The organism is Virgibacillus sp. GM2-2, assembly GCF_055329585.1.
The window spans coordinates 19,057-39,196 of record NZ_JBUZWC010000023.1 but is presented as its reverse complement, the minus strand read 5'-3'; the positions used below and the strand labels follow the sequence as shown (position 1 = coordinate 39,196).

General features: G+C 38.6%; 15 protein-coding genes and 1 riboswitch. Of the genes, 7 read left to right on the top strand and 8 right to left on the bottom strand.

All coding sequences use genetic code 11. The features are described 5' to 3' along the window. Positions 1-134: 134 nt before the first annotated feature. A complete protein-coding gene (locus ACY9Z2_RS18055; protein ID WP_463611065.1) occupies positions 135-719 on the top strand; it encodes a superoxide dismutase family protein in 585 nt (194 codons plus the stop codon). A 218-nt stretch (positions 720-937) separates the two neighbouring features. Here the strand turns inward: ACY9Z2_RS18055 and ACY9Z2_RS18050 are convergent, their stop codons facing one another. From ACY9Z2_RS18050 to yugI, 3 genes are all read right to left on the bottom strand, one after another. After that, positions 938-2,107 (bottom strand): MalY/PatB family protein, encoded by a 1,170-nt coding sequence (locus ACY9Z2_RS18050; RefSeq protein ID WP_463611064.1) that lies wholly within the window; start codon positions 2,105-2,107, stop codon positions 938-940. 292 nt (positions 2,108-2,399) lie between these two features. Beyond that, positions 2,400-3,740: a glucose-6-phosphate isomerase gene (locus tag ACY9Z2_RS18045; RefSeq protein WP_463611063.1), complete on the bottom strand. Its 1,341-nt coding sequence runs from the start codon at positions 3,738-3,740 to the stop codon at positions 2,400-2,402. A gap of 172 nt (positions 3,741-3,912) precedes the next feature. Further along, positions 3,913-4,296 carry a S1 domain-containing post-transcriptional regulator GSP13 gene (gene yugI / locus ACY9Z2_RS18040; RefSeq protein ID WP_463611062.1) on the bottom strand — a complete coding sequence of 128 codons (384 nt, stop codon included), beginning with the start codon at positions 4,294-4,296 and terminating at the stop codon, positions 3,913-3,915. A gap of 99 nt (positions 4,297-4,395) precedes the next feature. On the opposite strand from yugI, the gene ACY9Z2_RS18035 reads away from it, so the two are divergent. Further along, entirely contained in the window at positions 4,396-4,809 is a 414-nt protein-coding gene (locus ACY9Z2_RS18035) for a YugN-like family protein (RefSeq protein WP_463611061.1), read from the top strand. On the opposite strand, the gene ACY9Z2_RS18030 is transcribed toward ACY9Z2_RS18035, so the two are convergent. Continuing rightward, positions 4,786-5,790: a potassium channel family protein gene (locus tag ACY9Z2_RS18030; protein WP_463611060.1), complete on the bottom strand. Its 1,005-nt coding sequence runs from the start codon at positions 5,788-5,790 to the stop codon at positions 4,786-4,788. The two genes, ACY9Z2_RS18035 and ACY9Z2_RS18030, sit on opposite strands and share 24 nt — an antisense overlap. 1,054 nt (positions 5,791-6,844) lie before the next feature. Next, complete coding sequence (locus ACY9Z2_RS18025; protein ID WP_463611059.1) at positions 6,845-7,393, bottom strand: thioredoxin family protein; 549 nt, start codon at positions 7,391-7,393, stop codon at positions 6,845-6,847. A gap of 139 nt (positions 7,394-7,532) precedes the next feature. Between ACY9Z2_RS18025 and ACY9Z2_RS18020 the strand changes: the two genes are divergently transcribed. The 3 genes from ACY9Z2_RS18020 to ACY9Z2_RS18010 all read left to right on the top strand — a co-directional run bounded on the left by ACY9Z2_RS18020 (position 7,533) and on the right by ACY9Z2_RS18010 (position 14,669). Further along, a complete protein-coding gene (locus tag ACY9Z2_RS18020; RefSeq protein WP_463611058.1) occupies positions 7,533-8,591 on the top strand; it encodes a M20/M25/M40 family metallo-hydrolase in 1,059 nt (352 codons plus the stop codon). A 592-nt stretch (positions 8,592-9,183) separates the two neighbouring features. Then, positions 9,184-13,593 carry a S8 family serine peptidase gene (locus ACY9Z2_RS18015; protein WP_463611057.1) on the top strand — a complete coding sequence of 1,470 codons (4,410 nt, stop codon included), beginning with the start codon at positions 9,184-9,186 and terminating at the stop codon, positions 13,591-13,593. A gap of 201 nt (positions 13,594-13,794) precedes the next feature. Further along, a riboswitch (FMN riboswitch) is annotated at positions 13,795-13,941 on the top strand. A 152-nt stretch (positions 13,942-14,093) separates the two neighbouring features. Beyond that, positions 14,094-14,669, top strand: a complete 576-nt coding sequence (locus ACY9Z2_RS18010) for an ECF transporter S component (protein WP_463611056.1) — start codon at positions 14,094-14,096, stop codon at positions 14,667-14,669. Positions 14,670-14,956: 287 nt separating this feature from the next. Here ACY9Z2_RS18010 and ACY9Z2_RS18005 read toward each other — a convergent pair whose 3' ends face one another. From ACY9Z2_RS18005 to ACY9Z2_RS17995, 3 genes are read right to left on the bottom strand one after another with little or no spacing between them, the layout of a single operon-like run. After that, the gene (locus tag ACY9Z2_RS18005) at positions 14,957-15,304 is read right to left on the bottom strand and encodes a TraR/DksA C4-type zinc finger protein (protein ID WP_463611055.1); all 348 of its coding nucleotides are present in this window, start codon (positions 15,302-15,304) and stop codon (positions 14,957-14,959) included. A 13-nt stretch (positions 15,305-15,317) separates the two neighbouring features. Then, positions 15,318-15,701, bottom strand: coding sequence for a hotdog fold thioesterase (locus ACY9Z2_RS18000; protein ID WP_463611054.1), 384 nt, complete (start codon positions 15,699-15,701; stop codon positions 15,318-15,320). Between the two features lie 12 nt (positions 15,702-15,713). Then, a complete protein-coding gene (locus ACY9Z2_RS17995) occupies positions 15,714-16,634 on the bottom strand; it encodes a 1,4-dihydroxy-2-naphthoate polyprenyltransferase (RefSeq protein WP_463611053.1) in 921 nt (306 codons plus the stop codon). Positions 16,635-17,023: 389 nt separating this feature from the next. On the opposite strand from ACY9Z2_RS17995, the gene ACY9Z2_RS17990 reads away from it, so the two are divergent. Then, on the top strand, positions 17,024-18,397 hold the full coding sequence (locus ACY9Z2_RS17990; protein WP_463611052.1) for an isochorismate synthase: 1,374 nt from the start codon (positions 17,024-17,026) through the stop codon (positions 18,395-18,397). A 2-nt stretch (positions 18,398-18,399) separates the two neighbouring features. Next, positions 18,400-20,139, top strand: coding sequence for a 2-succinyl-5-enolpyruvyl-6-hydroxy-3-cyclohexene-1-carboxylic-acid synthase (menD, locus tag ACY9Z2_RS17985; RefSeq protein WP_463611051.1), 1,740 nt, complete (start codon positions 18,400-18,402; stop codon positions 20,137-20,139). The last annotated feature ends 1 nt before the right edge of the window (position 20,140 follow it).

The following is a 20,140-nucleotide window of genomic DNA, read 5'->3' as shown; positions in this document are numbered from 1 at the left end:
TCTACGGTCCCTTGCTTATGCGTCCGCTTCTAAACGGGCGCTTGCGCTTTTCTTACATAATGAACTCTTTGGCACCTGATTATTTTGTTGCAAATTGGTTGATACTAATAAAAAAACAGCAATGGAGGATCAGAATGCTACGAAAAGGTATGATGTTATTCCTACTGGTTGCTTTAATTGGGTGCCAAAATGAGGAACGAACTACTATGAAGGTTGATATGTATAATCCAGCGGGCGATAAGGTTGGTACTGCTAAACTAAAGGAACAACCGGAGGGCGTCGGTATTAAAGTGAAAGTGGAAGGGTTGGAACCAGGATTACACGCAATTCATGTTCATGAATTTCCGAAATGTGAGGGACCAGATTTTAAAAGTGCTGGGAATCATTTTAATCCTGAAGGTAAAGAACATGGCTTACTGAATGCAAAAGGTCCGCATGTCGGTGATTTGCCGAATATAGAAGCTGATCCTAGTGGCTTTGTGGATGTCGAGTTAATGTTAGCTGGAGCTACTATGCTTGAGGGAAAAACATCTCTATTTAAAAATGGCGGGAAATCACTTGTTATTCACAGTGGCCCTGATGATGGACACAGCCAACCAAGTGGAGATTCAGGTGAACGTGTGATGTGTGGAGAAATAAAACTTAAATCAGATAAAGGCCAAGAGTCGCCATCAGATCCTACAGAAGGTGTGGAAGACCAGAAAAAAGCAGAAAAATAATACTACGTATACCGTTTTTTGGTATACGTAGTTGTTTTTAAACAAGATTATCTTCGCAGATTTTGTTACGTCTTAATTTCATAAATGGTAAACTGCGAACTAAATTAATTAAGGCTGAGTTACCGCTACTGAAACACACCACGTCAGCTAAACGTCGTGTTTACTTCTTTTGTACACTAACAAAAGTCTATTAGAAATGTGACAATAAAGAAAGTGAATTATTTGTCGTTGACGGCATGAATAATACGATTGACACCTTCTTCAAGTGTAGAACGTGGACACGCAATATTCATTCGCATAAACTGTTTGCCTTCTTCGCCATACTCTATTCCTGCATTTAGACCAACCCGTGCTTGCTCTATCATAAACGTCTTCAAGGATTTATCATCTAATCCTAGCTTACTACAGTCAATCCATAATAAGTAAGTTCCTTCAGAATCAATCACTCGAATAGAGTCAGTTTGTTCATGAAACGCGTTTTTTACATACTTATAATGATCTACTAATACATTACGCAATTCGTCTAGCCATTCGTCACCAGATAAATAGGCAGCTTCCATCGCAACATTTCCCATTGTATTTAACATGTGATGGCCATGATTTGCAAACTGAGTGTCTAGCTGGGTTCTTTTTTCTTTATCTTTTGTTACGACGTAAGAAGCCTGTAATCCAGCCAGATTGAATGTTTTTGAAGGCGACATAAATGTAATTGTGTTTTGACTAATCTCATCAGATAGTGATGCTAAAGGAGTATGGGGATGTTCTGGAAAAGTTAAGTCGCAGTGAATTTCATCACTAATCATTAATACACCGTGCTTAACACAAAGATCGGCCATCCTGCGAAGCTCCTCTTTTGTCCATACTCTTCCAACCGGGTTATGTGGTGAACATAAAACGAATGCTTTTACACCGCTCTTTATTTTTTCTTCAAAATCATCGAAATCAATTTGATAGAAATTGTCCTTTCGTTCCAATGCGTTCTTCACTACTTCTCGGCCATGTTTTTTAATAACAGTATAAAAAGGGGTATAAACAGGCGTTTGAATAAGTATTTTATGACCAGGTTCGGTAAAGGCTTGTATCGCCATATGAAGACTGGCTACAACACCAGGACTAAATGATAACCAATCAATCTTAATTGACCAATGGTGTCGTCTTTCTAACCAACTTGCAATCGTATTTTTAACTGGGTTATCTAGGATTGTGTAGCCAAAAATCCCATGTTTAGCTCGATTAGTTAATGCTTCTATAACGGGCCTGGGAGTTTGGAAATCCATATCAGCAACCCACATTGGAAGGACATCTTCCGAATTAAAAAAGTCTTGCAGCATATCCCATTTTACAGAACGAGTCTCTCTACGATTATGTACTTCAGTAAAATTTGGCATAAAAAAACCTCCCTACAATAAGTATATCGAAGTAATTGAATGAAGCGCAAGAATTGGGTTTAAGAGATTTTTATCCTGCCTTAACGGGCAGTAAAACCCCTCTTCATGACTACAAAGAGGATTAGGGTAAGATAATAGATGGGCTAAAGTCTCCTTGAATAATTGTACGTTCTAGTATCAGTACAAAAAAAAGCAAAGCGTTAAACGCCTTGCTCACAGGGGGAATACGAGAAAGTCTTACAATTTTAGTATTACCCGTTTATTCACTTTATAAACACATTTTGACATTTTTTTAGAGACGTTTTTCTAATTCTTTTTTTGCATCTTCATAGCCAGGTTTTCCGAGTAATGCGAACATATTTCGTTTATAAGCCTCAACACCAGGTTGATCAAACGGATTTACACCTAGCAAGTAGCCACTTATGGCACATGCTTTTTCGAAGAAATATACCATGTAACCAAACGTATAAGCATCTAATCTAGGTAGTTCAATAACAAGGTTTGGGACATTTCCATCATTATGTGCTAGCATCGTTCCTTGAAACGCCTTATCGTTAATTTCATGAAGTGATTTTCCAGTTAAATAATTGAGTCCATCCAAATCTTGTTTATCCTCTTTTACGAGAACTTCTTTGTTAGACGAACCTACGTGTAAGACCGTTTCAAATAAATCACGTCTACCATCTTGTACATATTGACCCAATGAGTGAAGATCAGTTGTGAAATTGGCTGATGCAGGAAAAATACCTTTCTGATCTTTACCTTCACTCTCACCAAACAATTGTTTCCACCATTCAGATACATATTGAAGTTGAGGCTCATAGTTTATAAGCATTTCAATTGTTTTTCCTTTGTTATATAGACAGTTGCGAACTGCAGCATATTGATAGGCAGGATTACTATCTAGTGCCTCTACCGCTAAGTCCTTTCTAGCTTGTTCGGCACCATTCATCATCTCATCTATTGAGATTCCACTCACAGCTATTGGCAAGAGTCCTACCGCTGTAAGGACAGAGTATCGACCACCAACATCATCTGGAATGACAAATGTATCGTAACCTTCCACTTCTGCAAGTTTTTTTAGTGCTCCTTTTTCTTTATCCGTAGTGGCATAGATTCTCTTTCTGGCTTCCTCCACACCGTATTTTTCCTCTAAGAAACTCCGGAAAATTCGAAAAGCTATAGCCGGTTCGGTAGTAGTTCCACTTTTAGAAATAACGTTAATGGATACATCTTTATCCTGAATCACTTCTAAGAGATCGTGAATATACGTCGAACTCATTTGATGTCCAACAAATATAATTTGGGGTGCATTATTCTTCTCCAATAAATGGGTGAATGAGTGATTCAACATTTCGATTGCGGCACGTGCACCAAGATAAGATCCCCCAATTCCAATGACAAGTAAAATGTCCGAGTCCTGCTGGATTTTTTCAGCACTCTCTTTAATTTGTTGAAATTCTTTTTGGTCGTAGTTATTCGGTAAGTCAAGCCAGCCTAGAAAATTATTTCCAGCACCAGTTTTATTATGTAATTTTTTGTGCGCCAATGATACATAATCTTTCATGTTCGTTAGTTCATTTTCATCCAAAAATGGAATAGCTTTTTTATATGAAAAAGTAATGTGTGTCATGTTTTACCTCCTTGACTTTGGTTCCTTTACACTTTACCTGAAATCATGAATTGAAATCAAGAATGAGCATGCATATTAATCAGTAATGGGGAAAAAATAGCAATGAAGAATAAAGGTTAAAAAAAGGCCCTCCCCTTAGAAATGGTGAGTAGCCCTTTTTAAAGAAGTTGGATTAGTTCTTGTACGTTTCTTCACGTTCTTCTGATTGTTCAATCCATTCTTCTAATTTATCTTTTAATGTGTTGAAACCTGCTGAAGTATCTTGCTGTTTCGTAGCCTGTTTACTAGGTGCTTTTGCTTGTTTCTTAGGTGCTTCTTCAGTAGCGCGGATAGATAATGATACTTTATTTTTATCAGAATCTACATTTAAAACTTTTACATTAACATCATCACCAACTGATAAGTGATCATTAATATCTTTCACATAACCGTGTGTTACTTCAGATATATGAACCAAACCTTGTGTTTCTTCGTCTAAAGCGACAAATGCACCATACGGTTGGATTCCTGTAACCTTTCCTTCAATAACTTGACCAGTTTCAAACTTGTCTGTCATGCTGAACAACTCCTATACCTTTATTCGATTCTTTTTACACAATATAATATTTTAACACATCTTATTAATTCAAGCAAAACTTATGAGAGGATGATGAAAATGGTTCCAATAGAGTCTAGTGTTGAAAATTCAGTGTTTTCATTATACGTTTTAGAAGAGTTATTAAAGCCAGAAGGGTTTGTTATTGGATCAAGCTGGGATTACGATAGTGGTTATTTTGATTATTTAATGGATAACAAAGATACGTACTATTATTTACGAATCCCGTTCTATGCTGTGGCAGGATCGCTTGATTACCCTGGCGTTACCGTGCGAGTAGAGCGACCTTTCTTGCTTGCTCATGAGTACAGGGAAGGAATTGACGAAACAGCTAAAGGTGGAGCAATTCGCGGAGCAGTTGATCAGTTTCAGGCGCCAACAGACCCTGATGGAGACATGCCACCAGAGTACATTGAGGTTGGCAAAGAAATGGTTCAAAAAGTGGAAAAACTACTTATCCCAAGCGGACAATGATAATGCCACATCTCCTGATTTTAATAAAAAATCAGGAGCGGGATTTAGTTTCCATTCACCCTTCCGGATTACACCCAGTAATAGCTGCTGTTCATCTGAAAACGCGGCTAACGCTTCCTTAAATGATTTGTTTTCTAGTCGGGTCGGGAGCTGTTTTTTAACAAACTCTTGGTTTTCCAAGAGATTTGCAATCAGCTCAGATGGGTTTCCCTTTTTAGCAAAGAATAGTTCGTGATAAAGCAAACTACTTAATAAATCATTTGGTCGAACAATTGTAGTAGCACCAGCGCGTAACGCATTATCTAATTGTTTGTCAGATAGTATTTCTGCTGTAATAGGAACCGATTGGTTATTACCGCGAATAGCTACCGTTGTTAATATTGTATGATGGTCAGCTACTTTTTCCTTCCGTGAGGTATCTGCCGTGATTAAAATTGATTTTGCAACTTCCACATTTGCTTTTAACAATGTCCCATCTTCACTAGCATCACCATGAATGAAATGAACCGGTATCTCCTGATACGGGAAATGCTGAAGGCTGTTATCGATTAATACAATTTCAGTATGCCGATTCATTGCATGGATCATGTCAATTAATTGCCTTGTGCGTTCATTCCACCCAATAATAATAATTTGATTATTCCCTTTGTAGTTTACTCTTCCCTTTGATAAATTGTTTTCATGCTTAAATGTCGCAGTTGAAACGGTAGTAATGTAAAACGTAAGCAGTCCTCCGCCAGAAAGAATGAGTAAAATACCAATAATTTTTCCAATGGTAGTTTGCGGTACAAAATCACCATAGCCAACGGTTGCTCCTGTTACAAACGCCCACCAAACACCATCAAAAATTGTGGTGAATTCTGTTGGTTCCACGAAATGAATAACTGTGCCAAAAGCTATCATGATGATGAACACTGCAATCAACAGTCGAAGTATGATCGGCATTCTAAAATACATATTTTTAATGAGTTCTATACGCATGGTGCTCACCTTTATTGTTTATTTTTCAGTTAACAAGTAATTTACTATTTCTATTCAGTATGGACAACTATAATACAAATAAACAAACTGTATTTTAGTAATTTTGTGGTTCTCTGTTCATATTGAAGTAAACTGCGAACTAGTGAAAATTCATGTTTATGGTAACAACAACGCTGATTTCCGCTGCCGGCAAAGCTAGTGAAGTAACATTTTCGACCGCACTGGAAAGATTGCATGCAGGATGTCAGCTAGCGGACACACGATCCCTTATTTGGGTAAAATAAGGGTAAATGCGGTTGTTATCGGACTCAGGATTCCTTATTTGGGTAAAAACAGTTGAAAATCATGTTTTTTAGCTGAATAAGGCATCGTGTGTCCGTTAATCCTCAAAATAAAGGTAAAAAAGGTAAATAAGGCATCCTCAGTCCGATATCAAACCGCCCCTTTGAATTAGTTTTACAGTTGAGGGAAACTACGAACTAGAGAAAATTCTTGCTTGCGTCGACCGCTACGGAAAAACACTACGCTTTCCGTGGGCAGCTGATGAGCCTCCTCGAGCATACGCTCTGCGGGGTCTCATCTAGGCTTCTGCTCCCACAGGAGTCTTCGTGTTTTTCCTCCGCTAACGTGGATGTTGATTGGAGCGGAGGGCAGTCGACTCCTTGAAAAAGAAGGTCACTTTTTCTGCGTGCGATGTTGTTTCAGGGAAGCATTCCTTGTCCTGCGGGATTAATAGGCCTAGGTGAGACCCCGGAGTGCGATTACGAAAAGTGGAGGCGACTGTTTAGCGACGTACAAATAGATAGGCAGGTGAAAAGTAGGGTGATTTTTTCCTACGTTCATCCTGACTAACTATTTGATAGTCGCTAGGAGCCGCAACTAGACAAGCACGAGGAGGCTCACCAGCCGCCCGCGGAAAGCGACTGTCCGCAGCGGAAATCAACATAGCACCTACTTAGTTCGCAGTTTATGGATTTTACGTAATAACAACGCTTTTTAAGGAAACAGTTCAAACAAAAGGACATCTACAAGCTAATTGTAGATGTCCTAAATATCAATTCAATGTTTTTCGTATACTGGAATATACATCATTCCAAAAGTCTGTATTATCTCGGAATGATTTTGTTATAAATAATAGCATTTCCTGAAGCTTTTCTTGATAGCCATCTTGATCTTTATCAGGAAGTTCCGATCGTGCATCTGTTACATATTGTTGAATCTTTTCGGCGCGTGGTCCCCATTTTGTGACTTCTTTACCATCTTCGTCAATAAAAACAAAAATAGGAATGGAACGGGATTTTCCGTTTGTCAAATAGTGATCCATTAACTCTAAGTTTTGATCACGAAGTAATACCGATACGTCCATATTTGTTTGCTCAGCTATCCGTAGCAGGATTGGAATATTAAGCATCGCGTCACCACACCAATCCTCTGTTAAAACGATAACACGAAGCTTTTTATCACGAGTTTTTTGCAAAAATGCTTCATCATTTGGCACAGCGAAGTGATCATAAATATGTAACAAACTATCTTTATGCTTTTCCATCGATTCGATATATTCATCAGCTGACATACCTTTTTCAAACCATTCATTTAACGTCATGCTCACTACTCCTTTAAAACAGGTTCTTTGTAAGAGTCTACCCAACTTGACTGACTTCGTAAACAAAAGTGCTCTTAGCTTTAAAATTTGCTATGATGATTATGGAATCACTTTAATACATAATGTAGGAGGAATATTCATGGAACAATCAAATCGAAAATTTTTACTCGAACTATTAAAAACGCCATCTCCATCTAGTAATGAAATGGAGATTCAGAAAAAATGGATTACCTATGTGAAAGACTTTGCAGATGAAGTTCGAACAGATAACGCAGGTAATGCAATTGGTGTTCTAAACCCAGATGCTCCATTTAAGATTCTTTTAGCGGGCCATTGTGATGAAATAGCGCTCGTTGTAAATCGTATCGATGAAAGCGGATATTTACATTTTGATAAAATGGGAGGAATTAATCCGAAAGCAGCAGTAGGGATGAAGGTCACCGTCCTTGGTTATGAAAAAACAGTGACTGGTGTCATTGGGGTAAATGCACAGCATCATGGTGGCCTGAAAAATGATTTCGATTTAGCGGATTTGTTCATTGACTGTGGATGTAAGTCTAAGGAAGAAATGGAAAAATACGTTCAAATTGGTGATCTAGCTGTTTATAAAACAGAACCAGAAATTTTGATGGATCGTTATGTGGCAGGTCGTGGTCTCGATAACCGCACAGGTTCATTTATTGTAGCAGAGGTATTGAGACGATTAGCAAGTAAAGGCTGTAACGTTGGCGTGTACGCTGCAAGTACAGTAAATGAGGAAACTAACATGGGCGGCGCATATTTTGCTGCAGCCGGTATTGAACCAACAATGGCTATCGCTTGTGATGTTACATTTGCAACAGATTATCCTGCAGTAGATAAGAATAAGCATGGTGACGTACGATTAGAAGGTGGACCAGTACTAGCGAAAGGTGCTCCCATCAACATTAAAATTAACAAATTACTAGAAAAGACCGCAAAAAGCTTAAAGATGGATGTACAATATGAATTAACACCAAGAATGACTGGTACTGACGCCGATAAAATGCGTTTGACTGGTCGCGGTGTGCCAGTTTCACTCGTTTCGTTACCACTACGGTATATGCATTCTCCTGTTGAAACGGCAAGCTTCCAGGACATAGACGAAGAAATCGAATTGCTCGTTACGATGATCGCTAACCTAACTGGAGAAGAAAGTTTAAATCCTTTAGAAGATTAATCAACTAACAACCCATACCAGGTACTCGGTTACTTATTGTAACTAAGGTGCCTGGTATTTGTATGCTAGGTCATAAGACTGTAATGAATTGGATCTCTGTGTCTTTTGTTGGTCTGATGGAGAATAGATTACTGGAAATCAATGTAAATGGAACTAGAAATATTTAACAAAACTGAAATTTAACTTTAATTATTTTGTAACATGGGTGTTAGGACTTATTTTTCTTACTTCATAAAAAAATTGTCAAATATAGATCGAATGTCATATATAAGAAAACCTTGTAGAATAACCTTATTTGGTGAATCGAATCGGTTTCTAGGTAGAAACGTCTGTATGTTCCCAAATACGCTATGGTACAATTCTATCAATTTATAAAACTACGATTTTATTCGACAAATTATGACAACTATTTCAAATTTATTCCTATATAGTTTCTCTAACAACTTAGATTCGACAAACGGCACCACTGACAGCTGGGACCTACACTAAACATTTTTTAGTAAAGGAGGCGAGGGGTGTTTTTTTTATACCCTTATATGCTTCGTATAAGGGTTAACGTACGTGGTTTCAAAATTCGAGAGGAGGAAACAAATTGAGAAACAAGAAACAACGTAGGATTAGAGTGTTCAGTATTGTAGCATCGATACTCATGTTGATCTCGCTGATTGCACCTGGAATTACGATTGCTGAGACAAATGATAAACTATATCGATCGCTACATGACTCAAAGGCTGTTGCAAAGGCAAAAGTGAGTAACCGTTTAGTAGAAGAATTTAATGAGAGTGAAAAAGTAACATTTTTAGTAAAGTTCAAGGAAAAAGCAGAATCAAAGAAAGTAGCAAAAGAGGCACGAAACAAAGCAGAATCAAAAAAATTATCAGCTAAAAAAGCTGAACTTGTTCAACGATCTGCTGTTATTTCTGAACTAAAAACAACATCCTTTGTTTCACAACAAAATGTTAAAAGCTATTTGGAGCAACAGGTAGAGAAAGGGAATGTGGAAAAATTCCATTCGTATTTTATCGTAAATGGAATGGCAGTTACTGCGACAAAGGAAATTGCACAAAAAATCGCATCTTTTGACGAGGTAGAAAAAATTCTACCGAATGAAACAAGACAACTATTTACGACTAAAACCAAGAATGCTAAAACACCTAAGTCAGAAGTTGCTAATGTTGAATGGAACGTTAATCGTGTAAATGCTCCGCAAGTATGGGAGATGGGATTTGATGGTACTGGAACGGTTGTAGCTAGTATTGATACAGGTGTTCAATGGGATCATCCTGCATTAAAGGATAATTACCGTGGATACGATGCAGCTACTGACACCGTTGATCATGACTACAATTGGTTTGATGCTACGGCAGGTGAACCAGAACCATACGATGATCTCGGTCATGGTACACATACTATTGGAACAATGGTAGGTGGTGAACCAGATGGGTCGAATCAAATTGGGGTAGCTCCTGGTGCTAGGTTTATTGCTGTAAAAGCATTTACAGCGAATGGAGGTACTGATGTTGACCTTCTGGAAGCAGCTGAATGGATAATGGCACCAACGGATTCGGAGGGCAATGCTCGTGTAGATTTGGCTCCTGATGTCGTAAACAATTCTTGGGGCGGTGGATCAGGACTTGACGAATGGTATCGAGATGTCGTCATTAATTGGCGAGCAGCTAATATTTTTCCTGAGTTTTCAGCTGGAAATACAACCCTATTTAATCCAGGTGGACCAGGATCTATTGCGACACCAGCAAATTATCCTGAATCATTTGCAACTGGAGCAACGGATATAAATGATAATTTGGCAAGCTTTTCATTAGAAGGTCCATCTCCGTATGATGAAATTAAGCCAGATATATCAGCGCCTGGAGTAAATATTCGTTCATCTGTACCAGGAGGCGGATATGAAGGTGGCTGGAATGGAACATCTATGGCAGGTCCAGCTGTTGCAGGTGCAGCGGCGATATTACGACAAGTAGATTCTAGTTTAACCGTTGATCAAATGGAGGAGATATTACTTAACACTGCAACACCATTGACTGATGAAGAATATCCAGATTCCCCTAATAATGGGTATGGTTATGGGCTTGTCAATGCATATGCAGCAGTCAACTCCATTGTAAATGGACTTGGAACCCTTAAAGGACAAGTTACGAAGCAAGGAGAAGATAGTGAAGCACCTACATTTGAGCATTCCGCACCAACAGAAACCTATGCTGGAATGGATTTAGATTTAACCATTCAAGTTAATGATAACATTAGCGTTTCAACTGTAGAGTTAATGTACCAGGATACGAACGGGGAATGGCAAGCCGTGGAAGCTGTCCGCGCATCAGGTGATTATAAATCTGGTGAGTATGTTGCAACAATCCCTGGCGATCAAATTTCCGGAGATTCACTAACATACAAATGGATAATGAATGACTTTGGTAACAATGAAGTATCAAGTGAGGAGTATGTTGTTACTGTAATGCCTGGAATTTCTACAGGGTATGCAGAGGACTTTGAATCAACTCCAGTTGGTTGGACTTCTTTCGGTGAAAATAATAGCTGGGAGTGGGGCGCACCAACATCTGGACCGGGCAATGCAGCATCAGGTGAGAAAGTATATGCAACAAACCTTGATGGTGACTATGAAAATAGTACAAACGCAACACTTGTGATGCCACCAATTGATTTACCAGAAGGTAATGCTTATTTGCAGTTTAATATGTGGCATGATCTAGAAATATATGACTCTGGAAGAGCATATGATTTCGGTCACGTGTTTATTTCTACAGACCAAGAAGAATGGACACAATTAGTGGAGATGAGTGGTACCACTACTGAATGGCAAGATGCTGAAGTAGATTTATCTGAATATAGTGGTCAACGAATCTACATTGGCTTCAATCTTACTTCAGATTCAAGTGTTACGAGGGAAGGAATTTACATTGATGATGTAGTTCTTTCAGACACATCAACAAGTAGTAAAGCATCACTAAAAGGAAACAAAGATAAGAAAGAGAAAGAGAAAGAAAATAACGGAAAGAAGAAAGCCCATAATAATAAAGGCAAACACGGCAACAATAGCCTTGGAGTTATTAAAAGCAATGAAAAAGCTGGATTAAAAGAAAAGGTAGATCCGGACAAAATTAGCCCGAAACTACCTAAAAAAGAGAATCCTCCCGTCGAAGAGGACACTATTAATCCTACACTCTTACCGTTAGGTGCGCAAGTAAGTGTGTTGGAAAGTGGTCGTTCCGTAAATACAAATCCAGAAGATGGAACATATTCGCTGATGCATGCTGCTGGCGAGTTCACAGTACAAGCGGAAGCTTATGGATTTGAATCAGAACAACAAACGGTAACAATTGAAAGAGATGGAGTTGCTCAGGCAGACTTCACTTTAGAGGAAATTGACCAATACACGGTTAGTGGAACAATTACAGATGAGGCAACGGATGAACCAATTGAGGGTGCGACCGTTCTTCTAGTAGAAGATGCGAATGTTACCCCGGTACAAACGGATGCTGAAGGTAATTACACGTTAACCGCGTATAAAGGTACGTACACGTTAAAAGTGTTAGCAAGTGATTATATTGGAAAAGAAGTGGAAGTTAACCTCGAAGAAGGAAATGTTGAAGTTGATGTTGTTCTAGAACCACTTTACACGTATCCAGGCGGTGAAATTGGTTATGATGACGGAACAGCTGAAAACGCACGTGCATTCTATGATGCAGGTAACGGCTGGGCAGTAAAAATGTCCCTACCGGAAGGGAAAGATACTGCTATCGTAACAGACGGTGTGTTCCAGTTCCACGGAACAGATTGGCCATCTCCAGGTGGTACTGAGTTTGCTGTAGAGGTTTGGGATGCATCAGGTCCAGATGGAATGCCTGGTAAAAAACTAGCTGGTCCGATCGAAGCAGAAGCGATTCGAGATTTGAATGAATGGACCGTAGTTGATCTAAGTGAACATTCCATTACTGTAAACGGTGACTTTTATATGGTGTATATTCAAACAAATCCTAATCCGAATACACCAGGTTTAGCAACAGATGAAAGCAGTGAAAATGCTGAGCGTAGTTACCAATATGTTGCAGGGGCATGGTCGAAATCGCCTGTAGCTGAAGGTAATTATATGATTCGAGCTCGTGTAAGTTATGAAGTGGAGGATCCAGCTATTACTTCACCTGCTGAAGACAAAATAACAAATGACCCTAATCTAACAGTGGAAGGTAATGCTTCACCTACAACTACAGTTCAATTACTAAATAACGGAGAAGCGGCTGGCACTGCAGAGGTTGGAGAAGAAGGTACTTTTTCAATTCCAATCGAGTTAACAGAAGGCGTAAATGAGTTTACAGCAGTATCCTTGCTTGATGGAGCAGAAACTGGTGAGTCTGATCCAGTTACAGTTACGCTTGACACGCAAGCACCTGAATTAACAATTGACAGTCCTCAAGATGGTGATAAAACAAATCGTGAAACAGTCACAGTAGAAGGAACTGTCTCTGATGCCAACCTTGATTTTGTAAAAGTAAATGGTCGAAAAGCAACTGTTAACGAGGATGGCACCTATTCGAAGCGAATACTTCTCAACAACGGTGAAAATAAGATCAAGGTTGTTGCGAAAGATTTAGCAGGAAATAAAAAATCAAAAAGAATTACGATTGATGTGAAATACACTGCCCCTGTTATCGAAAATGTATTACCAGCAAAAAACAAAAATCTACAAACGGGGCAGAGCGTAAAAATCGAATTCGAAAGTGAACCAGGCTTACGAGCAACGTTTATGATCCATATGCCACTTACCAATATGGGTATTCAAGTTTCGAATGCAACTGAATTGCCAATGATGGAAATGTCTGATGGCCATTATGTTGGCTATTGGACAGTACCAAGAGGTGTGAAGGCTGATGGAGCGGTTATCGAAGTGAAGGCAGTAGATAGCTTTAATAATGAAACTCGAGAACTAGCTGAAGGAAAACTATTCATCAATCTTGATGAAGATTAATTAACAAATTTTTGGTGCAGGAGACGTTGTCTTCTGCACTCTTTTTACACTGATAGGAAGTATAAGTTTTTATGGATATCAGTATAAGGGCAACTAGGGCTTTCGCCATAAAGTCTTGACGATAAGCCAAATTTTCTAAAGCAAACATCTTTTCAAATGATAAAATAACATGTATAATCATATATGATAACAGAATATCGATTCCATCTTCGGGGCAGGGTGCAATTCCCGACCGACGGTAAGGAGCATTATTGTTCTAAGTCCGTGACCCGCAAAGCTTTATGCTAAGCGGCTGATCTGGTGAAAATCCAGGACCGACAGTTACAGTCTGGATGGGAGAAGATGTCGAGCCAAATTTAGGTGCACAAGCGCCTTTATTTTCCTATGGTGATATATACCCTAAAGCCCCGATTAGGTTGGCTTTAGGGTTTTTTGTTGGGAAATAGGCTCATCCTTCATCACGAGATGTGAATCGATTGACAGATGAAGGAGGATGGATGATGCAACAATCATCACGTTTAACAAAACTTATTGTATTAGCATTACTTGGGACTATTTCATTATTACTATTTTTCTTGAATTTCCCACTACCGTTTTTACCACCGTATCTAAAAATTGATTTTAGTGAGGTGCCAGCATTAATCGCCGCATTAATCTTTTCACCACTTGCAGGAGTGGCTGTAGAAGCAATAAAGAACATGCTTTATTTAATTGTTTCTGGTGCAGGCGATCCGATTGGAGTTACTGCAAACTTCTTAGCTGGTGTAATGTTCATCGTACCAGTTTCAATTCTTTACCATAAATATAAAGGTGTAAAGAGTGTTGTATCTGGATTGATTACAGGTACCATCATCATGACAGTCGGGATGAGTGTATTGAACTATTTAGTAATATTACCAGCTTATGCATGGTTTATGGGATGGGAAGATATGTCATCAACTGCAAAATGGGTGGCTGTTTATGCTGGAGTAGTACCATTTAGTATCATTAAAGGTCTTTTCGTTGGACTACTATTTGTACCGATATTTGTAAAAATGCGAAGTTGGATTGAGCAAAAAAGAGCAAACTTGGCTTAAAATAAATTAAATTGATTCATCCGAACATCCTCTATTTAGGGGATGTTTTTTTGTGGGGTGATTAATTTTCTAGATAAATGATTGTGATTTTTTAATTTAACGCTAAAAGATATCTGTTCTTCTAGTATATGAAAGCCCCAGAACAGTGAAAGTCTGATGAAAAGGGAACTCATCAAGTCAATGAGAGCCTCAAAAGCGGTTAGAATCCGATAAAAAAGAACTCATCAAGTCGATGAGTTCCCTACAGGAGCCCAAAATTTACGGAAAGTACTTTTATGATTTGATTATCAATCAGCTTCCTCAACTAGAATCGTAGCAGTAGGCTCTGCTTCTAATCGTTCTTCGGGGATAGGCTTACCAGAAATTTCACTTACACCATACGTTCCGTTTTCAAGCCTGTTTAGTGCATAATTTATATCTTGCAGGCGTTCTTGCTTCACCTGCCTTAATCCAGCATCACGCTCTTGTTCAAACTGTTCCGTACCAATATCAGCAGGGTGGTTATCGTAATCAGCAAGTTCACCTGCGGATTCGTTTGGACCTTCCTGTTTTCCCCGTTCTATTTGACTTTCTGTGTCGCTTTTCATTTCTAGCAATTTCTGTTTGAAGTGTTCGAGTTTTTTATCACTTAACATGATGATCACCTCTCTACTTTTTTGCTACAACTCCGATGGTACATCGTGAAATACATATAAGTTGATCGTTTTCATCAACAATTTTAATTTCCCATACCATTGTTGTTTTTCCGACATGGATAGGAGTGGCCACACCTGTTACAATACCGTCACGTTTACTTTTTACGTGGTTCGCATTTATTTCAATTCCAAAAACATTGAACTTATCCAAGTCAACGTTCATCATTGCTCCAACACTTGCAGCAGTTTCTGCTAAGGCTACACTTGCCCCACCATGTAAAAATCCCACTGGCTGTTTCGTACGATGATCGACTGGCATGGTAATGATAATTTCATCTTTATCTAATTTTTCCATATTCATTCCAAGTGCTTCCATTAAGGTATTGTTATAGTCCATTAGCTACACTCCTTATATTAATTCACTTATCAATAACGATAGTCCTAATAAAAATCCGTAAATCGAATTTGTTTTACCAGTCAAAACCATCGCTGGCATCATTTCAATCGGCTTCGTTTTCCCTTTAAATTTCGCTATAACGTCAATTGCCACTTTACCACTTATGAAAGTGAGTAAAGACCATATAGGCAATATGTCAGTAACGATAAAATAAAGCGTGAATCCATAAGCAATTAAAAATAGAAGCCCTAGAAAAACAATGGCGTTTTTTCGACCTAATAAGATGGCAATTGTTTTACGACCATTTAGCTTGTCACCATCTAAATCGCGAATATTATTGGCTAACAAGATACATCCAATAAAAATTGCTATCGGAATAGATATCCAAATTACCTCAGACGTGATCGTTAATGTCTGAATGTAATAGCTAATTCCTATAATGACAGTTCCCATAAAAAATCCAGCAAATAATTCGCCAAAAGGAGTGTAAGCAATTGGAAAAGGTCCGCCAGTATATAAATAGCCGAAAAGCATGCATACTAAACCAATAACAGCTATCCACCAGCTTGATTCCATGCAAATATAAATTCCTAAAAGTGTTGCGATACCGAAGAAGGCAATTCCAAGGCGTAGAACAGTTTTTGGTGCAATTCCGTCGCGGACAATTGTACCACCAATCCCTACAGACTCTTCGTTGTCTAGTCCGCGTTTGAAATCAAAGTATTCGTTAAACATGTTTGTTGCTGATTGAATAAGAATGGATGCAATTAACATGGCTAAAAAAAGTAAAAGATGAAATGAATCCTTATTAAGTGCTAGCATTGTTCCAACAAAAACGGGAACAAACGATGCGGTTAGCGTATGTGGACGTAAAAGCCTCCACCATATTTGAAATCCAGGCTTTTCGCCTAATGTTTGTTTTGTTGATTCCATGGTTGTTCTCTCCTCTAATTATTCTCACTGACGAGCAATAGAATCTCCGCCTCAAAAACGGAGGTAAAAATTGATAATAATTGCCCGTGAATGTCCGATTCGTTCGACTAACATTCAGTTAGGAAGAACTGAATGAAGTTTCATTTTACACTGATAGGAAAGTATAAGTTTTTATGGTTATCAGTATAAGGGTAACTAAGTCTTTCGCCATTAAAGCTTGGCGACAAGCCAAGTTTTCTAAGTAAACTCACTCATTAAGTTTAGGCAAACCGGACTAGGGTGTCAATCGACAAAAACCGAAAAATATTCCCTTTTCTTGAGAAACCGTTAAAAAGAGAATAAAATAGAAATGTATGTTTAAGTGTATTGGGTAACGGAGGTTTATATAAATGATCCAAACAAAGGATATCTTATTTGAAACAATCATTAATGAGACAATTGATCTTTTGAAAAAGGCGAATCATTCACAACTTGTCAGTGTTACGAAAAAAATAGATGCAGTTAATCCACTTCATTTTTTTCATGCTGCGAAGCATCTAGGAGTTGATCGTACTTTTTGGTCAAGTACAGCTGAAGACTTTTTTATGGTTGGTGTTGGAACGACCTATCGAATAGAAGCGACCGAAAATCGCTTTAAAGAAACAAATGAACAGTGGCATCGGGTAAAACAAGAAGCCCACGTTCATAACCCATATCAAAAACCAGGGACAGGATTAGTAGCAATGGGTGGTATGTCTTTTGATCCAGAAAAAGATTCCACACAACTTTGGGAAAAATTCTCTGAGAGTGAATTTACAATTCCAACATATTTACTAACAAAATATGAGAATACGTACTATATGACTGTAACTGTGCAGGCCACACATGATGATTATATAACTAAATTAAACAAAGATTTGCATGCTTTAATTCAACAACCATCTGATGTTCCTGTAAAATCAGAAATCACGAATAGAAAAGAAATAGAACCTGAACAATGGAAACAAACAGTAAAACAGGCAACAGATCAAATTAAAAAGGGAAAGATGGATAAAGTAGTACTTTCACGAGAATTACGTTTAAAGCTATCTAATAAAGCTGTGATTTCCTCAGTATTACAGGACTTATTAGATACGCAAATGAATAGTTTCGTGTTTGCATTTGAACGTACCGGAGATTGTTTTATCGGAGCTACACCGGAGCGGTTGTTAAAAATAGAAAACGAGAAATTTTTATCTGCCTGTCTAGCTGGTACTGCACCAAGAGGAGCAACATTTGAGGAAGATGAAGCATTAGCAAATCAATTGTTTCACGATGAAAAGAATCGTAGTGAACATGATTATGTTGTGCAGATGATTAAAGAGGCTGTTAGTCCATACTGTGCAACGATTGAAATTCCAAATGAACCGATTGTGTATCCCTTAAAAAATTTACAACATCTTTATACTCCGGTTACTGGAATGGTGAATCATGACGTAAATATTTTTGAAATAGTTGGTAAACTACATCCAACACCTGCACTTGGAGGTGTACCACGAAAGGAATCTTTACATTTTATACGTGAAGAAGAAATACTTGATCGTGGCTGGTACGGTGCGCCAATTGGTTGGCTGGATGATGCAAATAATAGTGAGTTCGCTGTTGGAATCCGATCTGGCTTAATTCAAGGAGATGAAGCATCCTTATTTGCTGGGTGTGGTGTTGTACGGGATTCTGACCCTGAGGCAGAATATGAAGAAACAAACATTAAATTATTACCAATGCTATCTGTTTTAGGGGGATAAGAATGAGTCATACGGAAGATTTAACACGTTATACAGCCAATTTTGTTGATGAATTAGTAGCAAGTGGACTAACGGAGGTCGTTATTTCTCCTGGTTCACGGTCCACACCACTTGCTATGACGGTCATGGAACACCCAGAAATGAACCAGTGGATAGTGATTGATGAACGATCAGCTGCTTTCTTTGCATTAGGAATGGCGAAAAAGAAAAAACGTCCAGTCGCAATTGTTTGTACATCAGGGACAGCTGCAGCCAATTACTATCCCGCAATCGTCGAAGCTCACTATAGTCGAGTACCTTTGATCGTAATCACAGCCGACCGACCGCATGAATTGAGAGACGTAGGTGCACCTCAATCGATTGACCAAATAAAGCTTTACAATGATTACGTTAAATGGTTCCATGAGATGGCTTTACCTGACGCCGATCCTAAAATGTTGGATTACGCACGGAACAAGGCCTCTCGTGCAATTCATGTAGCTAACGAAGGAAATGCTGGACCAGTTCATTTAAACTTTCCATACAGAGAACCGTTAATTCCTGACTTTTCCCTAGAGGATCTATGGGGAAAACGTAATAATACTAGATTCTATCCAACAATGGATGGAAAAAAACGTATAGGCACGAAAAATCTACACCAGTTTATGAAAGAAATTAGCAATAATGAACGAGGACTTATCGTATGCGGTCCCCAAACAAACGAGGAATTATCAAATGTTATAACCAAATTAGCCATACAATGGCAAATCCCGGTATTGGCGGATCCATTATCACAAATAAGAGCTGGACAACATGATAAGGATTTAGTGATAGAAGGTTATGATGCATTTTTGCGAAATGAAGCGATTCGAAAAAAACTGAAGCCCGATTTCATCATACGATTTGGTGCAATGCCTGTTTCCAAGCCGTACCTTTTTTACATAAAGGATCACGCTGATTGCAAACAGTATATCGTTGAGGAACATGCTGGTTATCGTGAACCTGTAGGAAATGCAACAGAATTTATTTATGCTGATTCCAAGCGTTTTTGTGAGGATCTTTTGACGATTGATGTTGAGCCTTTTGGTGATAAGGGCTGGCTTGAGGAATGGCAGCATATGAATCAAGTGACCAAAAAGCATATAGACGATATTTCTCAGTCCGAGGAACTGACAGAAGGATCGGCGGTAAAACATTTAATGGATGTGATTCCGGAAAAAAGCTCATTATATGTGGGTAACAGTATGGCTGTCCGTGATTTAGATACGTTTTTCCTAGCTTCACCCAAAGAGCTGTCCGTTTTAGCTAATCGTGGAGCGAATGGAATCGATGGAGTGGTATCGAGTGGACTTGGAGCTGCCACTGATGGCGAGCCATTAACGTTGCTACTTGGCGACTTATCATTCTTTCATGATATGAACGGATTGTTAGCCGCTAAGCATTATAATCTCAACATCACCATCGTGTTAATTAATAATGATGGTGGAGGAATTTTTTCATTTCTTCCACAGCAACAACAAAAAGATAAATTTGAACTTTTATTTGGCACACCTCATGGAATCAATTTTGAAAATGTAGTAAAAATGTATGGTGGATCCCATGATGTCGTAACACGAAAAGAGGATTTCATTGAAGCCCTTTTTAAAAGTTATCAATACAACGGGTTGTCTGTTGTGGAGGTTCAAACAGATCGGGTTAATAATAAGGAATGGCACCGAAGCTTGTGGTCATCAATCGAATCCGAGCTTGTAAAAGGCGTGTGAA